We start from the raw sequence: 17,135 nt of genomic DNA, 5'->3' as shown, positions 1-17,135 counted from the left end.
CGGGTTGCCGAGCAGAGTAGTAAAAAAACCGGCGATTGGCGAAAAGGCGGGGCATGGGCTGGAGCCGCCGCCCCGTTCGCGGGGCGCGACGCGGCATGGCGGAGCCCGAAGGGGCTTGCAGAGGGAAGGGCGGGGAAGGGCGGGCAACAAAAAACCGGCTCGATGGCCGGTTCTTCTGGTGTTCCGAGATTCGCTGGGAATCTGGATGGTGCCTCGGGAGAGACTCGAACTCTCACTCTGTCGCCAGAAACGGATTTTGAATCCGCCGCGTCTACCATTCCGCCACCGAGGCAATGGCGCGGCAGTATAGGGAGGCCCTCGGTACCGGTCAATCCACCCGCGTGGCGATGCCATCGCAATTCCAGTAATATATCCGGCCCTTCGAGATATACCCCATGCGCGTCGCCGACTTCCATTTCGATCTGCCCGAGGCCCTGATCGCCCGCCATCCGCTCGCCGAACGTCGCGCCAGCCGCCTGCTGGTGCTGGACGGGCCGAGCGGCGCCCTCAGCCACCGTCACTTCGCCGACCTGCTGGAATACCTGCGGCCGGGCGACCTGATGGTATTCAACAACACCCGGGTGATCCCGGCGCGGCTGTTCGGCCAGAAAGAGTCCGGCGGCAATCTGGAGATCCTCGTCGAGCGCGTGCTGGACAGCCGCCGCGTGCTGGCCCACGTGCGTTCGAGCAAGTCGCCCAAGCCGGGTTCGAAGATCCTCATCGACGGCGGCGCCGAGGCGCAGATGCTGCAGCGCCACGACGCGCTGTTCGAACTGGGCTTCGCCGAAGACGTGCTGCCGCTGCTGGAGCGCGTCGGGCACATGCCGCTGCCTCCCTATATAGACAGGCCCGACGAGGCCGCCGACCGCGAGCGCTACCAGACCGTCTACGCCGAGCGCGCCGGCGCCGTGGCCGCGCCCACCGCCGGGCTGCATTTCGATGAAGGGCTGCTGGCGGCCATCCGCGAGAAGGGCGTGGACACCGCCTTCGTCACCCTGCACGTCGGCGCCGGCACCTTCCAGCCGGTGCGCGTGGAGAAGATCGAAGACCACCACATGCACAGCGAGTGGCTGGAGGTCGGCCAGGACGTGGTCGACGCCGTGGCCGCCTGTCGCGCCCGTGGCGGCCGGGTGATCGCCGTCGGCACCACCAGCGTGCGTTCGCTGGAGAGCGCGGCCCGCGACGGCCAGCTCAAGCCCTTCAGCGGCGACACCGACATCTTTCTCTACCCGGGCCGGCCCTTCCATGTGGTCGATGCCCTGGTGACCAACTTCCACCTGCCCGAGTCGACCCTGCTGATGCTGGTCTCGGCCTTCGCCGGCTACCCGCAGACCATGGCCGCCTACGCCGCGGCGGTGGAGCACGAATACCGTTTCTTCAGCTACGGCGATGCCATGTTCATCACCCGCAACCCCGCGCCGCGCGGGCCCGAGGACTGATCCATGAGTTTCATGAAGTTCGAACTGCTGGCCACCGACGGCAAGGCCCGGCGCGGCCGCCTGAGCTTCCCCCGCGGAGTGGTCGAGACCCCGGCGTTCATGCCGGTGGGCACCTATGGCACGGTCAAGGGCATGTTGCCGCGCGACATCGAGGGCATAGGCGCGCAGATCATCCTCGGCAACACCTTCCACCTGTGGCTGCGCCCGGGCACCGAGGTGATCCGCAAGCATGGCGACCTGCACGACTTCATGCAGTGGCAGGGGCCGATCCTCACCGATTCCGGCGGCTTCCAGGTGTTCAGCCTGGGCGCGCTGCGCAAGATCAAGGAAGAGGGCGTGTACTTCGCCTCGCCGGTGGACGGCGCCAAGGTCTTCATGGGCCCCGAGGAGTCCATGGCGGTGCAGCGCGCGCTGGGCTCGGACATCGTGATGATCTTCGACGAGTGCACCCCGTATCCGGCCGAGTTCGACGTGGCCAAGCGCTCCATGGAGCTGTCGCTGCGCTGGGCCAAGCGCTCGAAGATCGCCCATGGCGACAGCCCCTCGGCGCTGTTCGGCATCGTCCAGGGCGGCATGCACGAGGAACTGCGCATGCGCTCGCTGGAAGGCCTGCAGGAGATCGGCTTCGACGGCCTGGCCATCGGCGGCCTGTCGGTGGGCGAGCCCAAGGAAGAGATGATCCGCGTGCTGGACTTCCTGCCGCCGCGCATGCCGGCCGACAAACCCCGTTACCTGATGGGGGTGGGCAAACCCGAGGACCTCGTGGAAGGTGTGCGCCGCGGCGTCGACATGTTCGACTGCGTGATGCCCACGCGCAACGCGCGCAACGGCCATCTGTTCGTCGATACCGGGGTGATCAAGATCCGCAACGCCGTGCACAAGCACGACGAGTCGCCGCTGGATCCGACCTGCGATTGCTACACCTGCAAGCACTTCTCCCGCGCCTACCTCTACCACCTGGACAAGTGCGGGGAAATGCTCGGCAGCATGCTCAATACCATCCATAACTTGCGGCATTATCAGCGGCTTATGGCTGGTTTGCGCGAGGCAATCCAACAGGGTACATTGGCCGCCTTTGTCGACGCCTTCTATGCCAAACGCGGCCTTCCGACGCCGCCGTTGGGCGATTGATCCCGATTTTCCAAAAGAATATAGAGACAGGAGTATCCGATGAGCTTTCTGATTCCCGCCGCCTACGCCGACGCCGCTGCTCCCGCGGCCGCCGCAGGCCCGATGGGCACTGGTTTTGAGTGGGTCTTCCTGGTCGGCTTCCTGGTCATCTTCTACCTGATGATCTGGCGTCCGCAGGCCAAGCGTAACAAGGAGCACAAGAACCTCCTGTCCAGCCTGCAGAAGGGTGACGAAGTCGTCACTTCCGCGGGTATCGCCGGCAAGGTGCTGAAAGTCGCCGAGGACTTCGTGGTCGTCGAGGTCGCCGACAACGTCGAGCTGAAGTTCCAGAAGGGCGCCATCGCCGCGACCCTGCCGAAAGGCACGCTCAAGGCCATCTGAGTTCCAGGCAAAGAAAACCAATAGACGGGGCGCATGAAGCGCCCCGCGTCATAACGGGCGGTATCAATGCTCAACAAATATCCCCTGTGGAAATACCTGCTGATCCTGGCGGTGCTTGCCGTCGGCTTCATCTATTCCGCACCCAACCTCTACCCGGACGATCCGGCCGTGCAGGTCAGCGGCGCCAGCAGCGCGCTGCAGATCACCCAGGCCGACATCGACAAGGCCAGCAAGGCGCTGACCGACGCGGGCATCGCCGTCAAGGCGGGCAGCCTCGGCAAGAACAGCGGCCTGATCCGCCTGGTCAAGCAGGAAGACCAGCTTCCCGCCAAGGACATCGTGCGTCGCGCCCTGGGCGACGACTACGTGGTCGCCCTGAACCTGGCGCAGACCACCCCGAACTGGCTGCGCAACATCGCCGCCCACCCGATGAAGCTGGGCCTCGACCTTTCCGGCGGCGTGCACTTCCTCCTCGAAGTGGACATGGACAAGGCCGTCGACGCCCGCCTGAACGTCTACGAGAGCGAGATCAAGAGCGCCCTGCGCAAGGAGCGCCTGCGCTACCGCAGCCTGCCGGTGCAGGACCGCGCCATCCAGCTGGGCTTCACCGACGACGAATCGCTGGACAAGGCCAAGGCGCTGATCGCCAAGGACTACCGCGACTTCGAGGTGACCCAGGATTCGCGCAACGGCATGCAGGTGCTGCGCCTGGCCATGACCGCGGCCAAGCTCGCCGAAATCCGCGAATACTCGATCAAGCAGAACCTCACCACCGTGCGCAACCGCGTCAACGAGCTGGGCGTGTCCGAGCCGCTGGTGCAGCGCCAGGGCGCCAACCGCATCGTGGTCGAGCTGCCGGGCGTGCAGGACACCGCCGAAGCCAAGCGCATCCTCGGCAAGACCGCCAACCTGGAGTTCCGCCTGGCCGCCGAGCCCGACGCCATCAAGTCGGCCACCGAGACCTTCGAATTCCGCGAGCCGCACCGCCCGCCGGTGGCCCTGGAGCGCAGCGTGATCATCACCGGTGACCAGGTCACCGACGCCAGCGCCAGCTTCGACGAGAACGGCCGCCCGCAGGTGAACATCCGCCTCGACGGCCACGGCGGCGAGCTGATGAACCGCGCCACCCGCAACAACGTCGGCCGCAGCATGGCGGTGGTGTTCATCGAGCAGAAGCCGATCACCCGCTATGCCAAGCAGGTGGTCGACGGCGTCGAGCAGGAAGTCGCCGTCCCGGCCTTCAAGGAAGAGAAGAAGATCATCAGCCTGGCGACCATCCAGTCGGCCCTGGGCAACCAGTTCCGCATCACCGGCCTCGACGGCCCGGGCGAGTCCTCGGAACTGGCCCTGCTGCTGCGCGCCGGCGGCCTGGCCGCGCCGATGTACTTCGCCGAGGAACGCACCATCGGCCCGAGCCTGGGTGCGGACAACATCGCCAAGGGCATCGACGCCTCCCTGTGGGGCATGGTGTTCGTGTCGCTGTTCATCATCGTCATCTACCGCTTCTTCGGCGTGATCGCCACCGTCGCCCTGGCCTTCAACATGGTCCTGCTGGTGGCGCTGATGTCGATCCTCGGCGCGACCCTGACGCTGCCGGGCATCGCCGGTATCGTGCTGACCATGGGCATGGCGGTGGACGCCAACGTGCTGATCTTCTCGCGGATACGCGAGGAGCTGGCTGGCGGTATGTCGGTGCAGCGCGCCATCCACGAAGGCTTCAACCGCGCCTTCACCGCCATCGTCGACGCCAACCTGACCTCGCTGCTGGTCGGCGGCATCCTCTACGCCATGGGCACCGGCCCGGTGAAGGGCTTCGCCGTGACCATGTCGCTGGGCATTCTCACCTCGATGTTCACGGCCATCATGGTCACCCGCGCAATGGTCAACCTGATCTTCGGCGGGCGTGACTTCAAGAAGCTGTGGATCTAAGGGGGATCATGAGATGAATATCAAGATCGGTACCATCAACTTCATGGGCGTGCGCAACATCGCGTTCGCCGCCACCCTGGTCCTCACCCTGATCGCCCTCGGCAGCTGGATCACCAAGGGCATCAACTTCGGCCTGGACTTCACCGGTGGCACCCTCATCGAGCTGAACTATCAGCAGCCGGCCGACCTGGGCAAGGTCCGCGACGAGCTGGTCAAGGCCGGCTACGCCGAGGCCGTGGTGCAGAGCTTCGGCGACACCAGGGACGTGCTGGTGCGCATGCCCAGCGAAGACCCGGAGCTGGGCAAGAAGGTCGCCGCGGCGCTGCAGCAGGCCGATACCCAGAACCCGGCGAGCCTCAAGCGCGTGGAATACGTCGGCCCGCAGGTCGGCGAGGAACTGCGCGACCAGGGCGGCCTGGGCATGCTCCTGGCCCTGGGCGGCATCCTCATCTACGTCGGCTTCCGCTTCCAGTGGAAGTTCGCCGTGGGCGCCATTCTCTCGCTGATCCACGACGCCATCATCGTGATGGGCGTGCTGTCGTTCTTCCAGATCACCTTCGACCTCACCGTGCTCGCCGCGGTGCTGGCGGTGGTGGGCTACTCGCTGAACGACACCATCGTGATCTTCGACCGGGTGCGCGAGAACTTCCGCGTGCTGCGCAAGGCCAGCCTGATCGAGAACATCAACATCTCGACCAGCCAGACCCTGCTGCGGACCCTGGCCACCTCGATCTCCACCCTGCTGGCCATCGCCGCGCTGCTGTTCTTCGCCGGCGACAACCTGTTCGGCTTCTCCATCGCGCTGTTCGTCGGCGTGCTGGCCGGCACCTACTCGTCGATCTACATCGCCGACGTGGTGCTGATCTGGCTGAAGCTCTCGGCCGAGGACCTGATCCCGCCGCAGGCCAAGGAAGTCGACGACCGCCCCTGAGGCCGTCCCGCCGCTCCTCGAAACTCCCGCTCCGGCGGGAGTTTTTCTTTGTGCGCGATCCGGCCGTGTGTCGGCATGCAGTGGCGGATCGCGAAGGAATGTCGGAACTTTCCTAAGGATTCCCTGCTCCAAGGCAAGGACAAGGGCAAGTGCCCATATGAAAGGAAAGCCAGGAGGTCTATGTGAACAAGTCGTTGCTCATCGGTACCGTGTTGGGCGCAGTCGGCGTTACGGCAGGTGGAGCGGTGGCCACGTACAGCCTGGTGGACCGCGGCCCCGAGTATGCCGAGGTGGTCGCCGTCCAGCCGGTCAAGGAGACCATCAAGACACCGCGCCAGGTCTGCAAGGACGTGGCGGTCACCCACCAGCGCCCGGTCAAGGACCAGCACCAGATCGTCGGCACCGCCATCGGCGCCATCGCCGGCGGCCTGCTGGGCAACCAGATCGGCGGCGGCAATGGCAAGAAGATCGCCACCGTGGCCGGTGCGGTCGGCGGCGGCTACGCCGGCAACAAGGTGCAGGAAGGCATGCAGGAGCGTGACACCTACACCACCACCGAAACCCGCTGCAGCACCGTGAACGACACCAGCGAGAAAGTAGTGGGCTACGACGTCAAGTACATGCTCGACGGCAAGGCCGGCCAGGTGCGCATGGACCGCGACCCGGGCAGCCAGATCCCGGTGGACAAGAGCGGCCGGCTGATCCTCAGCCAGCAGTAAGCATCGAAGCACTAGAAGGCGCCCCGCGGGGCGCCTTTTTCGTTTCCGACAGGGGCGTTCTTCGTAGGAGCAACTGTCTTGCCGGCTGCGCCGAGGTGCTCTTCGTAGGATGGGTTGAGCTTGCGAAACCCATGCGGTTGCGGTGATGGGTATCGCTTCGCTCAACGCCATCCTACGGGGTGTGCTTGCCGGGGGCGTAGGAGCGGATCTTATCCGCGAATCGCGCCGATACCTCCGGCTATCGCGGACAAGGTCCGCTACAGGGAGGGGCTGTGCCGGGGTGCTTTCGTAGGATGGGTTGAGCTTGCCGAACAAAAAAGCCCGGCACATGGCCGGGCTCTTTCATTTGGCTGATGCTCAGCGCTTGAACGACGGCGGCAGGTGCGGCTGGATGCTGGTCAGCAGCGCCTTGAAGCACTTGGTGTTACCGGCCACGATATGGCCCTTCTCGAGGAATTCATGGCTGCCGGTGAAGTCGCTCACCAGGCCGCCGGCTTCCTGCACCAGCAGGGCGCCCGCGGCCATGTCCCACTCGGACAGGCCGAATTCCCAGAAGGCGTCGAAGCGGCCGGCCGCGACGTAGGCCAGGTCCAGGCTGGCGGCGCCGGCGCGGCGGATGCCGGCGGTCTGGCCGACCAGGCTGCGGAACATGCCCAGGTAGGCGTCGAGGTGGTCCAGCTGGCTGTCGCGGAACGGGAAGCCGGTGCCCAGCAGGGCGCCTTCCAGGCTCTTGCGGTTGCTCACCCGCAGGCGGCGGCCGTTCAGCGCGGCGCCGCGGCCGCGGCTGGCGGTGAACTCTTCCTGGCGCACCGGGTCGAGGACCACGGCGTGCTCCAGGCGGCCCTTGTACTTGCAGGCGATGCTGACGGCGAAGTGCGGGACGCCGTGGATGAAGTTGGTGGTGCCATCCAGCGGGTCGATGATCCACAGGTAGTCGGCGCCTTCGCCGCTGCCCTCGAGGAAGCCGCCTTCCTCGCCCATGATGCCGTGGTTCGGGTAGGCCTTGCGCAGGGCGGTGACGATGCTGAGTTCGGCGGCGCGATCGACTTCGGTGACGTAGTCCTTGGCGTCTTTTTCGTTGACCGAGAGGGTGTCCAGGCGTTCGATGGAGCGGAAGATCAGTTCACCGGCGCTGCGGGCCGCGCGCAGGGCGATGTTCAGCATGGGCTGCATGGAGAGGTCACCTGGATGATGTTAAAGAAAGCCGAACATTGTACCAGAAAACCGTGGCGCTCATAGGGCGGCCTGTCGCTTGCGTGGCGCAAGACCGAGCGCTGCGGTAGGATTCCGTTCCTTTTCGTATCTGCTTGTGTGGAGAGCTTCGGTTGCTCGACAGAATTCGCGTGGTGCTGGTGAACACCAGTCATCCCGGCAATATCGGCGGTACCGCCCGGGCCATGAAGAACATGGGCCTGTCGCGCCTGGTGCTGGTCGACCCCATGGACTTCCCCAGCGGCGAGGCGGTGGCCCGCGCCTCCGGGGCGACCGACATCCTCGACGCCGCCCAGGTGGTGCCGACCCTGGAAGACGCCCTGGTGGGCTGCAGCCTGGTGCTCGGCACCAGCGCCCGTGACCGGCGCATCCCCTGGCCGCTGCTCGACCCCCGCGAGTGCGCGACCACCAGCCTGCAGCACGCCCAGCAGGGCGGCGAGGTGGCCCTGGTGTTCGGCCGCGAGTACGCGGGTTTGACCAACGAAGAATTGCAGCGATGTCAGTTCCACGTGCACATTCCCGCCAACCCCGAGTTCAGCTCGCTGAACCTGGCGACGGCGGTCCAGGTGCTCGCCTACGAGGTGCGCATGGCCTGGCTGGCCGCCGAAGGCCAGCCGACCAAGCAGGAGAAGCTGGAGACCACCGCCATGCTCAACAGCCTGCCGGTGACCGCCGACGAGCTGGAGCGCTTCTATTCGCACCTGGAGTCCACCCTGGTCGACATCGGCTTTCTCGACCCGCAGAAGCCGCGGCACCTGATGTCGCGCCTGCGCCGCCTGTACGGCCGCGCCGGGGTCAGCAAGCTGGAGATGAATATCCTCCGGGGTATCCTCACCGAAACACAGAAGGCCGCGCAGGGCGCGGCCTGCAAGCGGAGTGAAGATGATGTTTGAGCGTGTGCGCGAAGATATCCAGAGCGTATTCCATCGCGACCCGGCAGCGCGCAATGCCTTCGAGGTACTCACCTGCTACCCGGGCCTGCACGCCGTGTGGCTGCACCGCCTGGCGCACCTGCTGTGGACTTCCGGCTGGAAGTGGCTGGCGCGCCTGGTGTCCAACTTCGGCCGCTGGATGACCGGCATCGAGATCCACCCCGGCGCCAGGATCGGCCGGCGCTTCTTCATCGACCACGGCATGGGCATCGTCATCGGCGAGACCGCCGAGATCGGTGACGACGTCACCCTCTACCAGGGCGTGACCCTCGGCGGCACCAGCTGGAACAAGGGCAAGCGCCACCCGACCCTGGCCGACGGCGTGGTGGTCGGCGCCGGCGCCAAGGTGCTCGGCCCGTTCACCGTCGGCGCCGGGGCGAAAGTGGGCTCCAACGCCGTGGTCACCAAGGAAGTGCCGCCGGGCGCCACCGTGGTCGGCATTCCCGGGCGCATCATCATGAAGGACGATGCCGAGCAGCAGGCCAAGCGCCAGGCCATGGCCGAGAAGCTCGGCTTCGACGCCTACGGCGTCAGCCAGGACATGCCCGACCCGGTGGCCCGCGCCATCGGTCAGTTGCTCGACCACCTGCAGGCGGTCGACGGCCGGCTGGAGGGCATGTGCCAGGCGCTGACGGCCCTGGGTAGCGACTACTGTGCGAAAAAACTGCCAGAGCTGCGTGAAGAGGACTTCGCCGGCGTCAAGGATGAAGAGGGCAAGGCGGCGCATTGATGCGTCGCTAACGATTTCCTGCTACATTATGCCGCCCTTCGCTGGCTAATCCCGAGTAATTTGATAGGTCTTATAGTTGACTCAAATACTCGGAAATGGCATCCTTTCGCCAGTCCAGTGATCCATTCGGGAATGTCCCATGCGTCTGACCACCAAAGGCCGCTATGCCGTAACCGCCATGCTCGACCTGGCGTTGCATGCCCAGCGTGGTCCGGTTTCCCTGGCGGACATTTCCGAGCGCCAGGGCATATCCCTGTCCTATCTCGAACAGCTGTTCGCCAAGTTGCGCCGTGGCAACCTGGTGACCAGCGTGCGCGGTCCCGGCGGCGGCTACCAGCTGTCCCGCGACATGGCCGGCATCCACGTCGCCCAGGTGATCGATGCGGTCAACGAATCGGTCGACGCCACGCGCTGCCAGGGGCAGGGGGATTGCCACTCCGGCGACACCTGCCTGACCCACCACCTTTGGTGCGACCTCAGCCAGCAGATCCACGAATTCCTCAGCGGCATCAGCCTCGCCGACCTGGTCGAGCGCCGTGAAGTCCAGGAAGTCGCGCAGCGGCAGGATGAGCGTCGTTGCGGAGGCACCGGCAAACGGCCGAGCCTCGATAAGATTGAAGCGTCCGCCATCGATTGAGCGCGCGCCAGCCTGTAGGAGTTACCTGATGAAATTGCCGATCTACCTCGACTACTCCGCCACCACCCCGGTGGATCCGCGCGTCGCTCAGAAGATGGCTGACTGCCTGCTGGTGGACGGCAACTTCGGCAACCCCGCCTCGCGCTCCCACGTGTTCGGCTGGAAGGCCGAGGAAGCCGTGGAGAACGCCCGCCGCCAGGTCGCCGAGCTGGTCAATGCCGACCCCCGCGAGATCGTCTGGACCTCCGGCGCGACCGAGTCCGACAACCTCGCCATCAAGGGCGTGGCGCACTTCTACGGCAGCAAGGGCAAGCACATCGTCACCTCGAAGATCGAGCACAAGGCGGTGCTGGACACCACCCGCCAGCTGGAGCGCGAAGGCTTCGAAGTGACCTACCTCGACCCCACCGAGGAAGGCCTGATCACCCCGGCCATGGTCGAGGCGGCGCTGCGTGACGACACCATCCTGGTCTCGATCATGCACGTGAACAACGAGATCGGCACCATCAACGACATCGCCGCCATCGGCGAGCTGACCCGCTCGCGCGGCATCCTGTTCCATGTCGACGCCGCGCAGTCCACCGGCAAGGTCGACATCGACCTGGACAAGCTCAAGGTCGACCTGATGTCCTTCTCCGCCCACAAGACCTACGGTCCCAAGGGCATCGGCGCCCTGTACGTGCGCCGCAAGCCGCGCGTGCGCCTGGAAGCCCAGATGCACGGCGGCGGCCACGAGCGCGGCATGCGCTCGGGCACCCTGGCCACCCACCAGATCGTCGGCATGGGCGAGGCCTTCCGCATCGCCAAGGAAGAAATGCACGCCGAGAACGAGCGCATCCGCGCCCTGCGCGACCGCTTCTTCGCCAAGCTCGAAGGCCTGGAAGAGCTCTACGTCAACGGCAGCCTGACCCAGCGCGTGCCGCACAACCTGAACCTGAGCTTCAACTACGTGGAAGGCGAGTCGCTGATCATGGCCCTGAAGGACCTCGCGGTCTCTTCCGGTTCGGCCTGCACCTCCGCCTCCCTGGAGCCGTCCTACGTGCTGCGCGCCCTGGGCCGCAACGACGAGCTGGCGCACAGTTCCATCCGTTTCACCTTCGGCCGCTTCACCACCGAGGAAGAGGTCGATTACGCCGCCGGTATCGTGGGGCAAGCCGTTTCCAAGCTGCGCGAGCTCTCGCCGCTGTGGGACATGTTCAAAGAGGGCGTCGACCTGTCCAAGGTCGAATGGCAGGCCCACTGACCCGCCCCATAGAGAGTGAGGATTAGCCATGGCATACAGTGACAAGGTCATCGACCACTACGAAAATCCGCGCAACGTCGGCAAGCTCGACGCCGAGGATCCCGATGTCGGCACCGGCATGGTCGGCGCGCCGGCCTGCGGCGACGTGATGCGCCTGCAGATCAAGGTCAACGAGCAGGGCGTGATCGAAGACGCCAAGTTCAAGACCTACGGCTGCGGTTCGGCCATCGCCTCCAGCTCCCTCGCCACCGAGTGGATGAAGGGCAAGACCCTGGACGAGGCCGAATCCATCAAGAACACCACCATCGCCGAAGAGCTGGCCCTGCCGCCGGTGAAGATCCACTGCTCGGTGCTCGCCGAGGACGCCATCAAGGCGGCCGTGCGCGACTACAAGCAGAAGAAGGGTCTGCTCTAACCGCTCAGTTGAGTAAGGAGTTCCCATGGCCATCAGCATGACCGAAGCCGCCGCCAAGCATGTCCAGCGCTCCCTCGAGGGGCGCGGCAAGGGCGAGGGCATTCGTCTTGGCGTGCGCACCACCGGGTGTTCCGGGCTGGCCTACGTGCTCGAGTTCGTCGATGAGCTGGCGCCCGAGGACCTGGTCTACGAGAGCCACGGCGTGAAGGTCATCATCGACCCGAAGAGCCTGGTCTACCTCGACGGCACCGAGTTGGACTTCACCAAGGAAGGCCTCAACGAGGGCTTCAAGTTCAACAACCCGAACGTTCGTGGCGAGTGTGGCTGCGGCGAAAGCTTCAACGTCTGAGGCCGGCGTGGGTAGTCCTTGCCACTTCGCGCTCTTCGACCTGCAGCCGGCTTTCCGCCTCGATCTGGATGCCCTTGGCCAGCGTTACCGTGAGCTGGTCCGCAGTGTCCACCCGGACCGTTTCGCCGATGCTTCCGAGCGCGAGCAGCGCGTGGCGCTGGAACGCGCCGCCGAGCTGAACGACGCCTACCAGACGCTGAAGAGCGCGCCGCGCCGGGCGCTGTACCTGCTGTCCCTGCGTGGCCAGGCGCTGCCGCTGGAAGCGACGGTGCAGGACCCGGAGTTCCTCCTGCAGCAGATGCAGTTGCGCGAGGAGCTGGAAGACCTGCAGGACAGCGCCGACCTGGATGGCGTAGCCGCCTTCAAGCGCCGCCTGAAGGCCGCCCAGCAGCAGCTGGAGGACAGCTTCGCCGATTGCTGGGACGACGCCGCGCGCCGCGAGCAAGCCGAGCGCCTGGTGCGCCGCATGCAGTTTCTCGACAAGCTGGCGCAGGAAGTGCGCCAGCTCGAAGAGCGACTCGACGATTAATCCGCGCGGCCCGCGCCGCGCCCGTTACGCCTGATTAGAAGCCGCATGGTCCTATTGCAGATCGCCGAGCCCGGACAAACCCCTCAGCCGCACCAGCGCCGGCTGGCCGTGGGCATCGACCTGGGCACCACCCATTCCCTGGTCGCCGCCGTGCGCAGCGGCGTCGCCGCACCCCTGGCCGATGCCGAGGGGCGCCTGATCCTGCCCTCGGCGGTGCGCTACCTGGCCGACCGCGTCGAGGTCGGCGAGTCGGTCAGGCGCGGCGCCTCCGCCGACCCGCTGAACTCCATCATCTCGGTCAAGCGCCTGATGGGCCGTGGCCTGGAGGATGTGAAGCAGCTCGGTGGCCAGTTGCCCTACCGCTTCACCCAGGGCGAGTCGCACATGCCCTTCATCGAGACCGTGCAGGGCCCGAAGAGCCCGGTCGAGGTCTCCGCGGAAATCCTCCGCAGCCTGCGCCAGCGCGCCGAAGCCACCCTGGGTGGCGAACTGGTCGGCGCGGTGATCACGGTGCCGGCGTATTTCGACGACGCCCAGCGCCAGGCCACCAAGGACGCCGCGCGCCTGGCCGGCCTGCACGTGCTGCGCCTGCTCAACGAGCCCACCGCCGCGGCGGTCGCCTACGGCCTGGACAAGAACGCCGAGGGCGTGGTGGCCATCTATGACCTGGGCGGCGGCACCTTCGACATTTCCATCCTGCGCCTGACCCGCGGCGTCTTCGAGGTCCTGGCCACCGGTGGCGACAGCGCCCTGGGCGGCGACGACTTCGACCATGCCATCGCCAGTTGGATCATCCAGCAGGCCGGCGCTTCCGACGACCTCGACCCGGGCAGCCAGCGCCAACTGCTGCAGGCCGCCTGCGCGGCGAAGGAAGCCCTGACCCTCAACGAAAGCGTCGAGGTCGCCTATGGCGACTGGCGCGGCAAGCTGGACCGCAGCCAGCTGGACGCCCTGATCGAACCCTTCGTCGCCCGCAGCCTCAAGGCCTGCCGTCGCGCCGTGCGCGACTCCGGCATCGAGCTGGAAGACATCGGCGCGGTGGTCATGGTCGGCGGCTCCACCCGCGTGCCGCGCGTGCGCCAGGCGGTGGGCGAGCTGTTCGGCCGCGAACCGCTGGTGGACATCGACCCCGACCAGGTGGTGGCCATCGGCGCCGCCATCCAGGCCGACGCCCTGGCCGGCAACAAGCGCGGCGAAGAGCTGCTGCTGCTGGACGTCATCCCGCTGTCCCTGGGCCTCGAGACCATGGGCGGGCTGATGGAGAAAGTGATCCCGCGCAACACCACCATTCCGGTGGCCCGCGCCCAGGAGTTCACCACCTACAAGGATGGCCAGACGGCCATGATGATCCATGTGCTGCAGGGCGAGCGCGAGCTGGTCAAGGACTGCCGCTCCCTGGCGCGCTTCGAGCTGCGCGGCATCCCGCCGATGGTGGCCGGCGCGGCGAAGATCCGCGTCAGCTTCCAGGTGGACGCCGACGGCCTGCTGGCGGTGTCCGCCCGCGAGATGAGTTCCGGCGTCGAGGCGAGCATCCAGGTCAAGCCGTCCTACGGCCTGACCGACGGCGAGATCGCCCGCATGCTGCAGGACTCCTTCCAGTACGCCGGCGACGACATGAACGCCCGCGCGCTGCGCGAGCAGCAGGTCGAGGCCCAGCGCCTGCTCGAAGCCGTGCGCTCGGCGCTGGACGCCGATGGCGAGCGCCTGCTGGACGCCGACGAGCGGCTGGCCATCGAAGCCAGCATGGATACCCTGCGCGAACTGGCCGCCGGTAGCGATACCGCCGCCATCGAGCAACAGATCAAGCGTCTGTCCCAGGTGACCGACGCCTTCGCCGCGCGACGGATGGACGCTTCCGTCAAGGCCGCCCTGGCCGGTCGCCGGCTCAACGAAATCGAGGAATAAGCGAAGATGCCGCAGATCGTATTTCTGCCCCACCCCGAGCATTGCCCGGAGGGCGCGGTGGTCGAGGCCCAGCCGGGCGAGACCATCCTCAAGGCTGCGCTGCGCAACGGCATCGATATCGAGCACGCCTGCGAGATGTCCTGCGCCTGCACCACCTGTCACGTGATCGTGCGCGAGGGCTTCAACTCCATGGAGCCGTCCGACGAGCTGGAAGACGACATGCTGGACAAGGCCTGGGGCCTGGAGCCGGATTCGCGCCTGTCGTGCCAGGCGGTGGTGGCGGACGAGGACCTGGTGGTGGAGATTCCGAAATACACCATCAACCAGGTTTCCGAAGGCCATTGAGGGAGCGGACATGAGCCTGAAATGGACCGATGTGCTGGAAATCGCCATCCAGCTGGCCGATAGCCATCCCGACGTGGACCCGCGCTACGTCAACTTCGTCGACCTGCACAACTGGGTGGTCGGCCTGCCGGAATTCAGCGACGACCCGTCGCGCGGCGGCGAGAAGGTCCTGGAAGCCATCCAGGGCGCCTGGATCGAAGAGGCGGAATAGGTGGGCTGGAAGCTGGAAGCCGGAAGCTTGAAGCCGGAAGTGAAAGGCGCCACGCTTTCTAGCTTCTAGCTTCTAGCTTCTAGCTTCTAGCTTCTAGCTTCTAGCTTCTAGCTTCTAGCTTCTAGCTTCTAGCTTCTAGCTTCTAGCTTCTAGCTTCTAGCTTCTAGCTTCTAGCTTCTAGCTTCTAGCTTCTAGCTTCTAGCTTCTAGCTTCTAGCTTCTAGCTTCTAGCTTCTAGCTTCTAGCTTCCAGCCGCCCTTATGCTTTTCCCCGAACCCGCGTATAATTCGCGGGTTTTATCTTTAGGTGTTCGCTCAGGTTCCCCGCGGTGCCTGTCGATACCGCCGGAGCGCTGCGTGCGTACCGGCCCCGCGCGTGCCAGCCAGAGGCTGCCGCTGTCGCGCGGCTCACCCTGAATCACAGAAGCTCCTGGGCTCGTCCCAGGGGCTTCTCGGCATTACCAACCTTGCTTTTCGGAGTTATCCCAAATGGCCCTGCAACGTACCTTCTCCATCATCAAGCCCGACGCCGTCGCCAAGAACGTCATCGGCGAAATCCTGACCCGCTTCGAGAAGGCCGGTCTGCGCGTCGTCGCTTCCAAGATGGTCCAGCTGTCCGAGCGCGAAGCCGGCGGCTTCTACGCCGAGCACAAAGAGCGCCCCTTCTTCAAGGACCTGGTCGCCTTCATGACCTCCGGCCCGGTCGTCCTGCAGGTTCTGGAAGGCGAAGACGCCATCGCCAAGAACCGTGAGCTGATGGGCGCCACCGATCCGAAGAAAGCCGACGCCGGCACCATCCGCGCCGATTTCGCCGTTTCCATCGACGAGAACGCCGTTCACGGTTCCGACTCGGAAGCTTCGGCTGCCCGCGAGATCGCCTACTTCTTCTCCAGCACCGAGGTGTGCGAGCGCATTCGCTGATCCAGGCGAATGGGCGAGGGTGAATCCATGACTGATACCGCTGCAAAGGCCAACCTGCTGGGCATGACCAAGCCCCAGCTCGAGGAATTCTTCGAGTCCATCGGTGAAAAGCGCTTCCGCGCCGGCCAGGTGATGCAATGGATTCACCACTTTGGCGCCGAGGATTTCGACGCCATGACCAATGTCGGCAAGGCCTTGCGCGAAAAGCTCAAGGCCTGTGCCGAGATTCGCGGCCCCGAAGTGGTCAGCCAGGACATCTCCAGCGACGGCACCCGCAAGTGGGTGGTGCGCGTGGCGTCCGGCAGCTGCGTCGAGACCGTGTACATCCCGCAGAACGGCCGCGGCACCCTGTGCGTGTCGTCCCAGGCCGGCTGCGCCCTGGATTGCAGCTTCTGCTCCACCGGCAAGCAGGGCTTCAACAGCGACCTGACCTCCGCCGAGATCATCGGCCAGGTGTGGCTCGCCAACAAATCCTTCGGCACCGTGCCCGGCAAGATCGACCGCGCCATCACCAACGTGGTGATGATGGGCATGGGCGAGCCGCTGCTGAACTTCGACAACGTCGTCACCGCCATGAGCATCATGATGGAGGACTTCGGCTACGGCATCTCCAAGCGCAAGGTGACGCTGTCCACCTCCGGTGTGGTGCCGATGATCGACAAGCTCGGCGAAGTCACCGACGTGTCCCTGGCGCTGTCGCTGCATGCGCCCAACGACGAGCTGCGCAACCAGCTGGTGCCGATCAACAAGAAGTATCCCCTGGCGGTGCTGCTGGATGCCTGCCAGCGCTACATCGGCCGCCTGGGCAAGGAACGCGTGCTGACCGTCGAGTACACCCTGCTCAAGGACGTCAACGACCAGCCCGAGCACGCTGAGCAGATGATCGCATTGCTCAAGGAAATTCCTTGCAAGATCAACCTGATTCCGTTTAATCCGTTCCCCCATTCCGGTTACGAGCGGCCGAGCAACAACTCGATCCGCCGTTTCCAGGACATGCTGCACAAGGGCGGCTTCAACGTCACCGTGCGCACCACCCGCGGCGACGACATCGACGCCGCCTGCGGCCAGTTGGTCGGCCAGGTGATGGACCGTACCCGCCGCAGCGAACGCTACATCGCCGTACGCCAGCTGGCGGCCGACGCCGAGAAGGCGCCCGCCAATCGAAACTGATCTCGAGG

General features: G+C 65.6%; 19 protein-coding genes and 1 tRNA gene. 18 read left to right on the top strand and 2 right to left on the bottom strand.

The window, feature by feature from the left end; all coding sequences use genetic code 11:
- Window positions 1–206 precede the first annotated feature (206 nt).
- Window positions 207–292, bottom strand: a tRNA-Leu gene (locus PcP3B5_RS24290).
- Between the two features lie 103 nt (window positions 293–395).
- Between PcP3B5_RS24290 and queA the strand changes: the two genes are divergently transcribed.
- From queA to PcP3B5_RS24260, 6 genes are all read left to right on the top strand, one after another.
- Window positions 396–1,439 carry a tRNA preQ1(34) S-adenosylmethionine ribosyltransferase-isomerase QueA gene (gene queA, locus PcP3B5_RS24285; protein ID WP_061562616.1) on the top strand — a complete coding sequence of 348 codons (1,044 nt, stop codon included), beginning with the start codon at window positions 396–398 and terminating at the stop codon, window positions 1,437–1,439.
- Between the two features lie 12 nt (window positions 1,440–1,451).
- Window positions 1,452–2,570 (top strand): tRNA guanosine(34) transglycosylase Tgt, encoded by a 1,119-nt coding sequence (gene tgt, locus PcP3B5_RS24280; RefSeq protein WP_134163504.1) that lies wholly within the window; start codon window positions 1,452–1,454, stop codon window positions 2,568–2,570.
- A 39-nt stretch (window positions 2,571–2,609) separates the two neighbouring features.
- A complete protein-coding gene (yajC, locus tag PcP3B5_RS24275; RefSeq protein ID WP_009616155.1) occupies window positions 2,610–2,951 on the top strand; it encodes a preprotein translocase subunit YajC in 342 nt (113 codons plus the stop codon).
- Between the two features lie 66 nt (window positions 2,952–3,017).
- Window positions 3,018–4,880: a protein translocase subunit SecD gene (gene secD, locus PcP3B5_RS24270; protein ID WP_061562615.1), complete on the top strand. Its 1,863-nt coding sequence runs from the start codon at window positions 3,018–3,020 to the stop codon at window positions 4,878–4,880.
- 13 nt (window positions 4,881–4,893) lie between these two features.
- Window positions 4,894–5,811, top strand: a complete 918-nt coding sequence (gene secF, locus PcP3B5_RS24265; protein WP_009616157.1) for a protein translocase subunit SecF — start codon at window positions 4,894–4,896, stop codon at window positions 5,809–5,811.
- A gap of 182 nt (window positions 5,812–5,993) precedes the next feature.
- Window positions 5,994–6,530, top strand: coding sequence for a glycine zipper 2TM domain-containing protein (locus PcP3B5_RS24260; protein ID WP_009616158.1), 537 nt, complete (start codon window positions 5,994–5,996; stop codon window positions 6,528–6,530).
- 357 nt (window positions 6,531–6,887) lie between these two features.
- On the opposite strand, the gene suhB is transcribed toward PcP3B5_RS24260, so the two are convergent.
- Complete coding sequence (gene suhB / locus PcP3B5_RS24255; RefSeq protein ID WP_043315890.1) at window positions 6,888–7,703, bottom strand: type III secretion system regulator SuhB; 816 nt, start codon at window positions 7,701–7,703, stop codon at window positions 6,888–6,890.
- Between the two features lie 152 nt (window positions 7,704–7,855).
- Between suhB and trmJ the strand changes: the two genes are divergently transcribed.
- The 12 genes from trmJ to rlmN all read left to right on the top strand — a co-directional run bounded on the left by trmJ (window position 7,856) and on the right by rlmN (window position 17,127).
- Window positions 7,856–8,635 (top strand): tRNA (cytosine(32)/uridine(32)-2'-O)-methyltransferase TrmJ, encoded by a 780-nt coding sequence (gene trmJ / locus PcP3B5_RS24250; RefSeq protein WP_043273030.1) that lies wholly within the window; start codon window positions 7,856–7,858, stop codon window positions 8,633–8,635.
- Window positions 8,628–9,404, top strand: coding sequence for a serine O-acetyltransferase (cysE, locus tag PcP3B5_RS24245; RefSeq protein ID WP_009616161.1), 777 nt, complete (start codon window positions 8,628–8,630; stop codon window positions 9,402–9,404). Before trmJ ends, cysE begins: the two co-directional genes overlap by 8 nt.
- A gap of 139 nt (window positions 9,405–9,543) precedes the next feature.
- Window positions 9,544–10,041 (top strand): Fe-S cluster assembly transcriptional regulator IscR, encoded by a 498-nt coding sequence (iscR, locus tag PcP3B5_RS24240; protein WP_009616162.1) that lies wholly within the window; start codon window positions 9,544–9,546, stop codon window positions 10,039–10,041.
- Window positions 10,042–10,069: 28 nt separating this feature from the next.
- Window positions 10,070–11,284, top strand: a complete 1,215-nt coding sequence (locus tag PcP3B5_RS24235; protein ID WP_009616163.1) for an IscS subfamily cysteine desulfurase — start codon at window positions 10,070–10,072, stop codon at window positions 11,282–11,284.
- Between the two features lie 28 nt (window positions 11,285–11,312).
- Window positions 11,313–11,699: a Fe-S cluster assembly scaffold IscU gene (gene iscU / locus PcP3B5_RS24230; protein ID WP_009616164.1), complete on the top strand. Its 387-nt coding sequence runs from the start codon at window positions 11,313–11,315 to the stop codon at window positions 11,697–11,699.
- 25 nt (window positions 11,700–11,724) lie between these two features.
- A complete protein-coding gene (gene iscA, locus PcP3B5_RS24225; RefSeq protein ID WP_009616165.1) occupies window positions 11,725–12,048 on the top strand; it encodes an iron-sulfur cluster assembly protein IscA in 324 nt (107 codons plus the stop codon).
- Window positions 12,049–12,055: 7 nt separating this feature from the next.
- Window positions 12,056–12,577 (top strand): co-chaperone HscB, encoded by a 522-nt coding sequence (hscB, locus tag PcP3B5_RS24220; protein ID WP_043273029.1) that lies wholly within the window; start codon window positions 12,056–12,058, stop codon window positions 12,575–12,577.
- Between the two features lie 45 nt (window positions 12,578–12,622).
- Window positions 12,623–14,482, top strand: coding sequence for a Fe-S protein assembly chaperone HscA (hscA, locus tag PcP3B5_RS24215; RefSeq protein WP_061562614.1), 1,860 nt, complete (start codon window positions 12,623–12,625; stop codon window positions 14,480–14,482).
- Between the two features lie 6 nt (window positions 14,483–14,488).
- Complete coding sequence (fdx, locus tag PcP3B5_RS24210) at window positions 14,489–14,827, top strand: ISC system 2Fe-2S type ferredoxin (RefSeq protein ID WP_009616168.1); 339 nt, start codon at window positions 14,489–14,491, stop codon at window positions 14,825–14,827.
- A 10-nt stretch (window positions 14,828–14,837) separates the two neighbouring features.
- Complete coding sequence (gene iscX / locus PcP3B5_RS24205) at window positions 14,838–15,038, top strand: Fe-S cluster assembly protein IscX (protein ID WP_009616169.1); 201 nt, start codon at window positions 14,838–14,840, stop codon at window positions 15,036–15,038.
- 487 nt (window positions 15,039–15,525) lie between these two features.
- The gene (gene ndk, locus PcP3B5_RS24200) at window positions 15,526–15,957 is read left to right on the top strand and encodes a nucleoside-diphosphate kinase (RefSeq protein WP_009616170.1); all 432 of its coding nucleotides are present in this window, start codon (window positions 15,526–15,528) and stop codon (window positions 15,955–15,957) included.
- A gap of 27 nt (window positions 15,958–15,984) precedes the next feature.
- Window positions 15,985–17,127 (top strand): dual-specificity RNA methyltransferase RlmN, encoded by a 1,143-nt coding sequence (gene rlmN, locus PcP3B5_RS24195; protein WP_009616171.1) that lies wholly within the window; start codon window positions 15,985–15,987, stop codon window positions 17,125–17,127.
- Window positions 17,128–17,135: the final 8 nt, after the last annotated feature.

Origin of the sequence: Pseudomonas citronellolis (genome assembly GCF_001586155.1) — a bacterium.
Lineage (GTDB): Bacteria > Pseudomonadota > Gammaproteobacteria > Pseudomonadales > Pseudomonadaceae > Pseudomonas > Pseudomonas citronellolis.
Note: the sequence above shows the minus strand (reverse complement) of the source record. Positions and strands in the feature narration are given on the sequence as shown.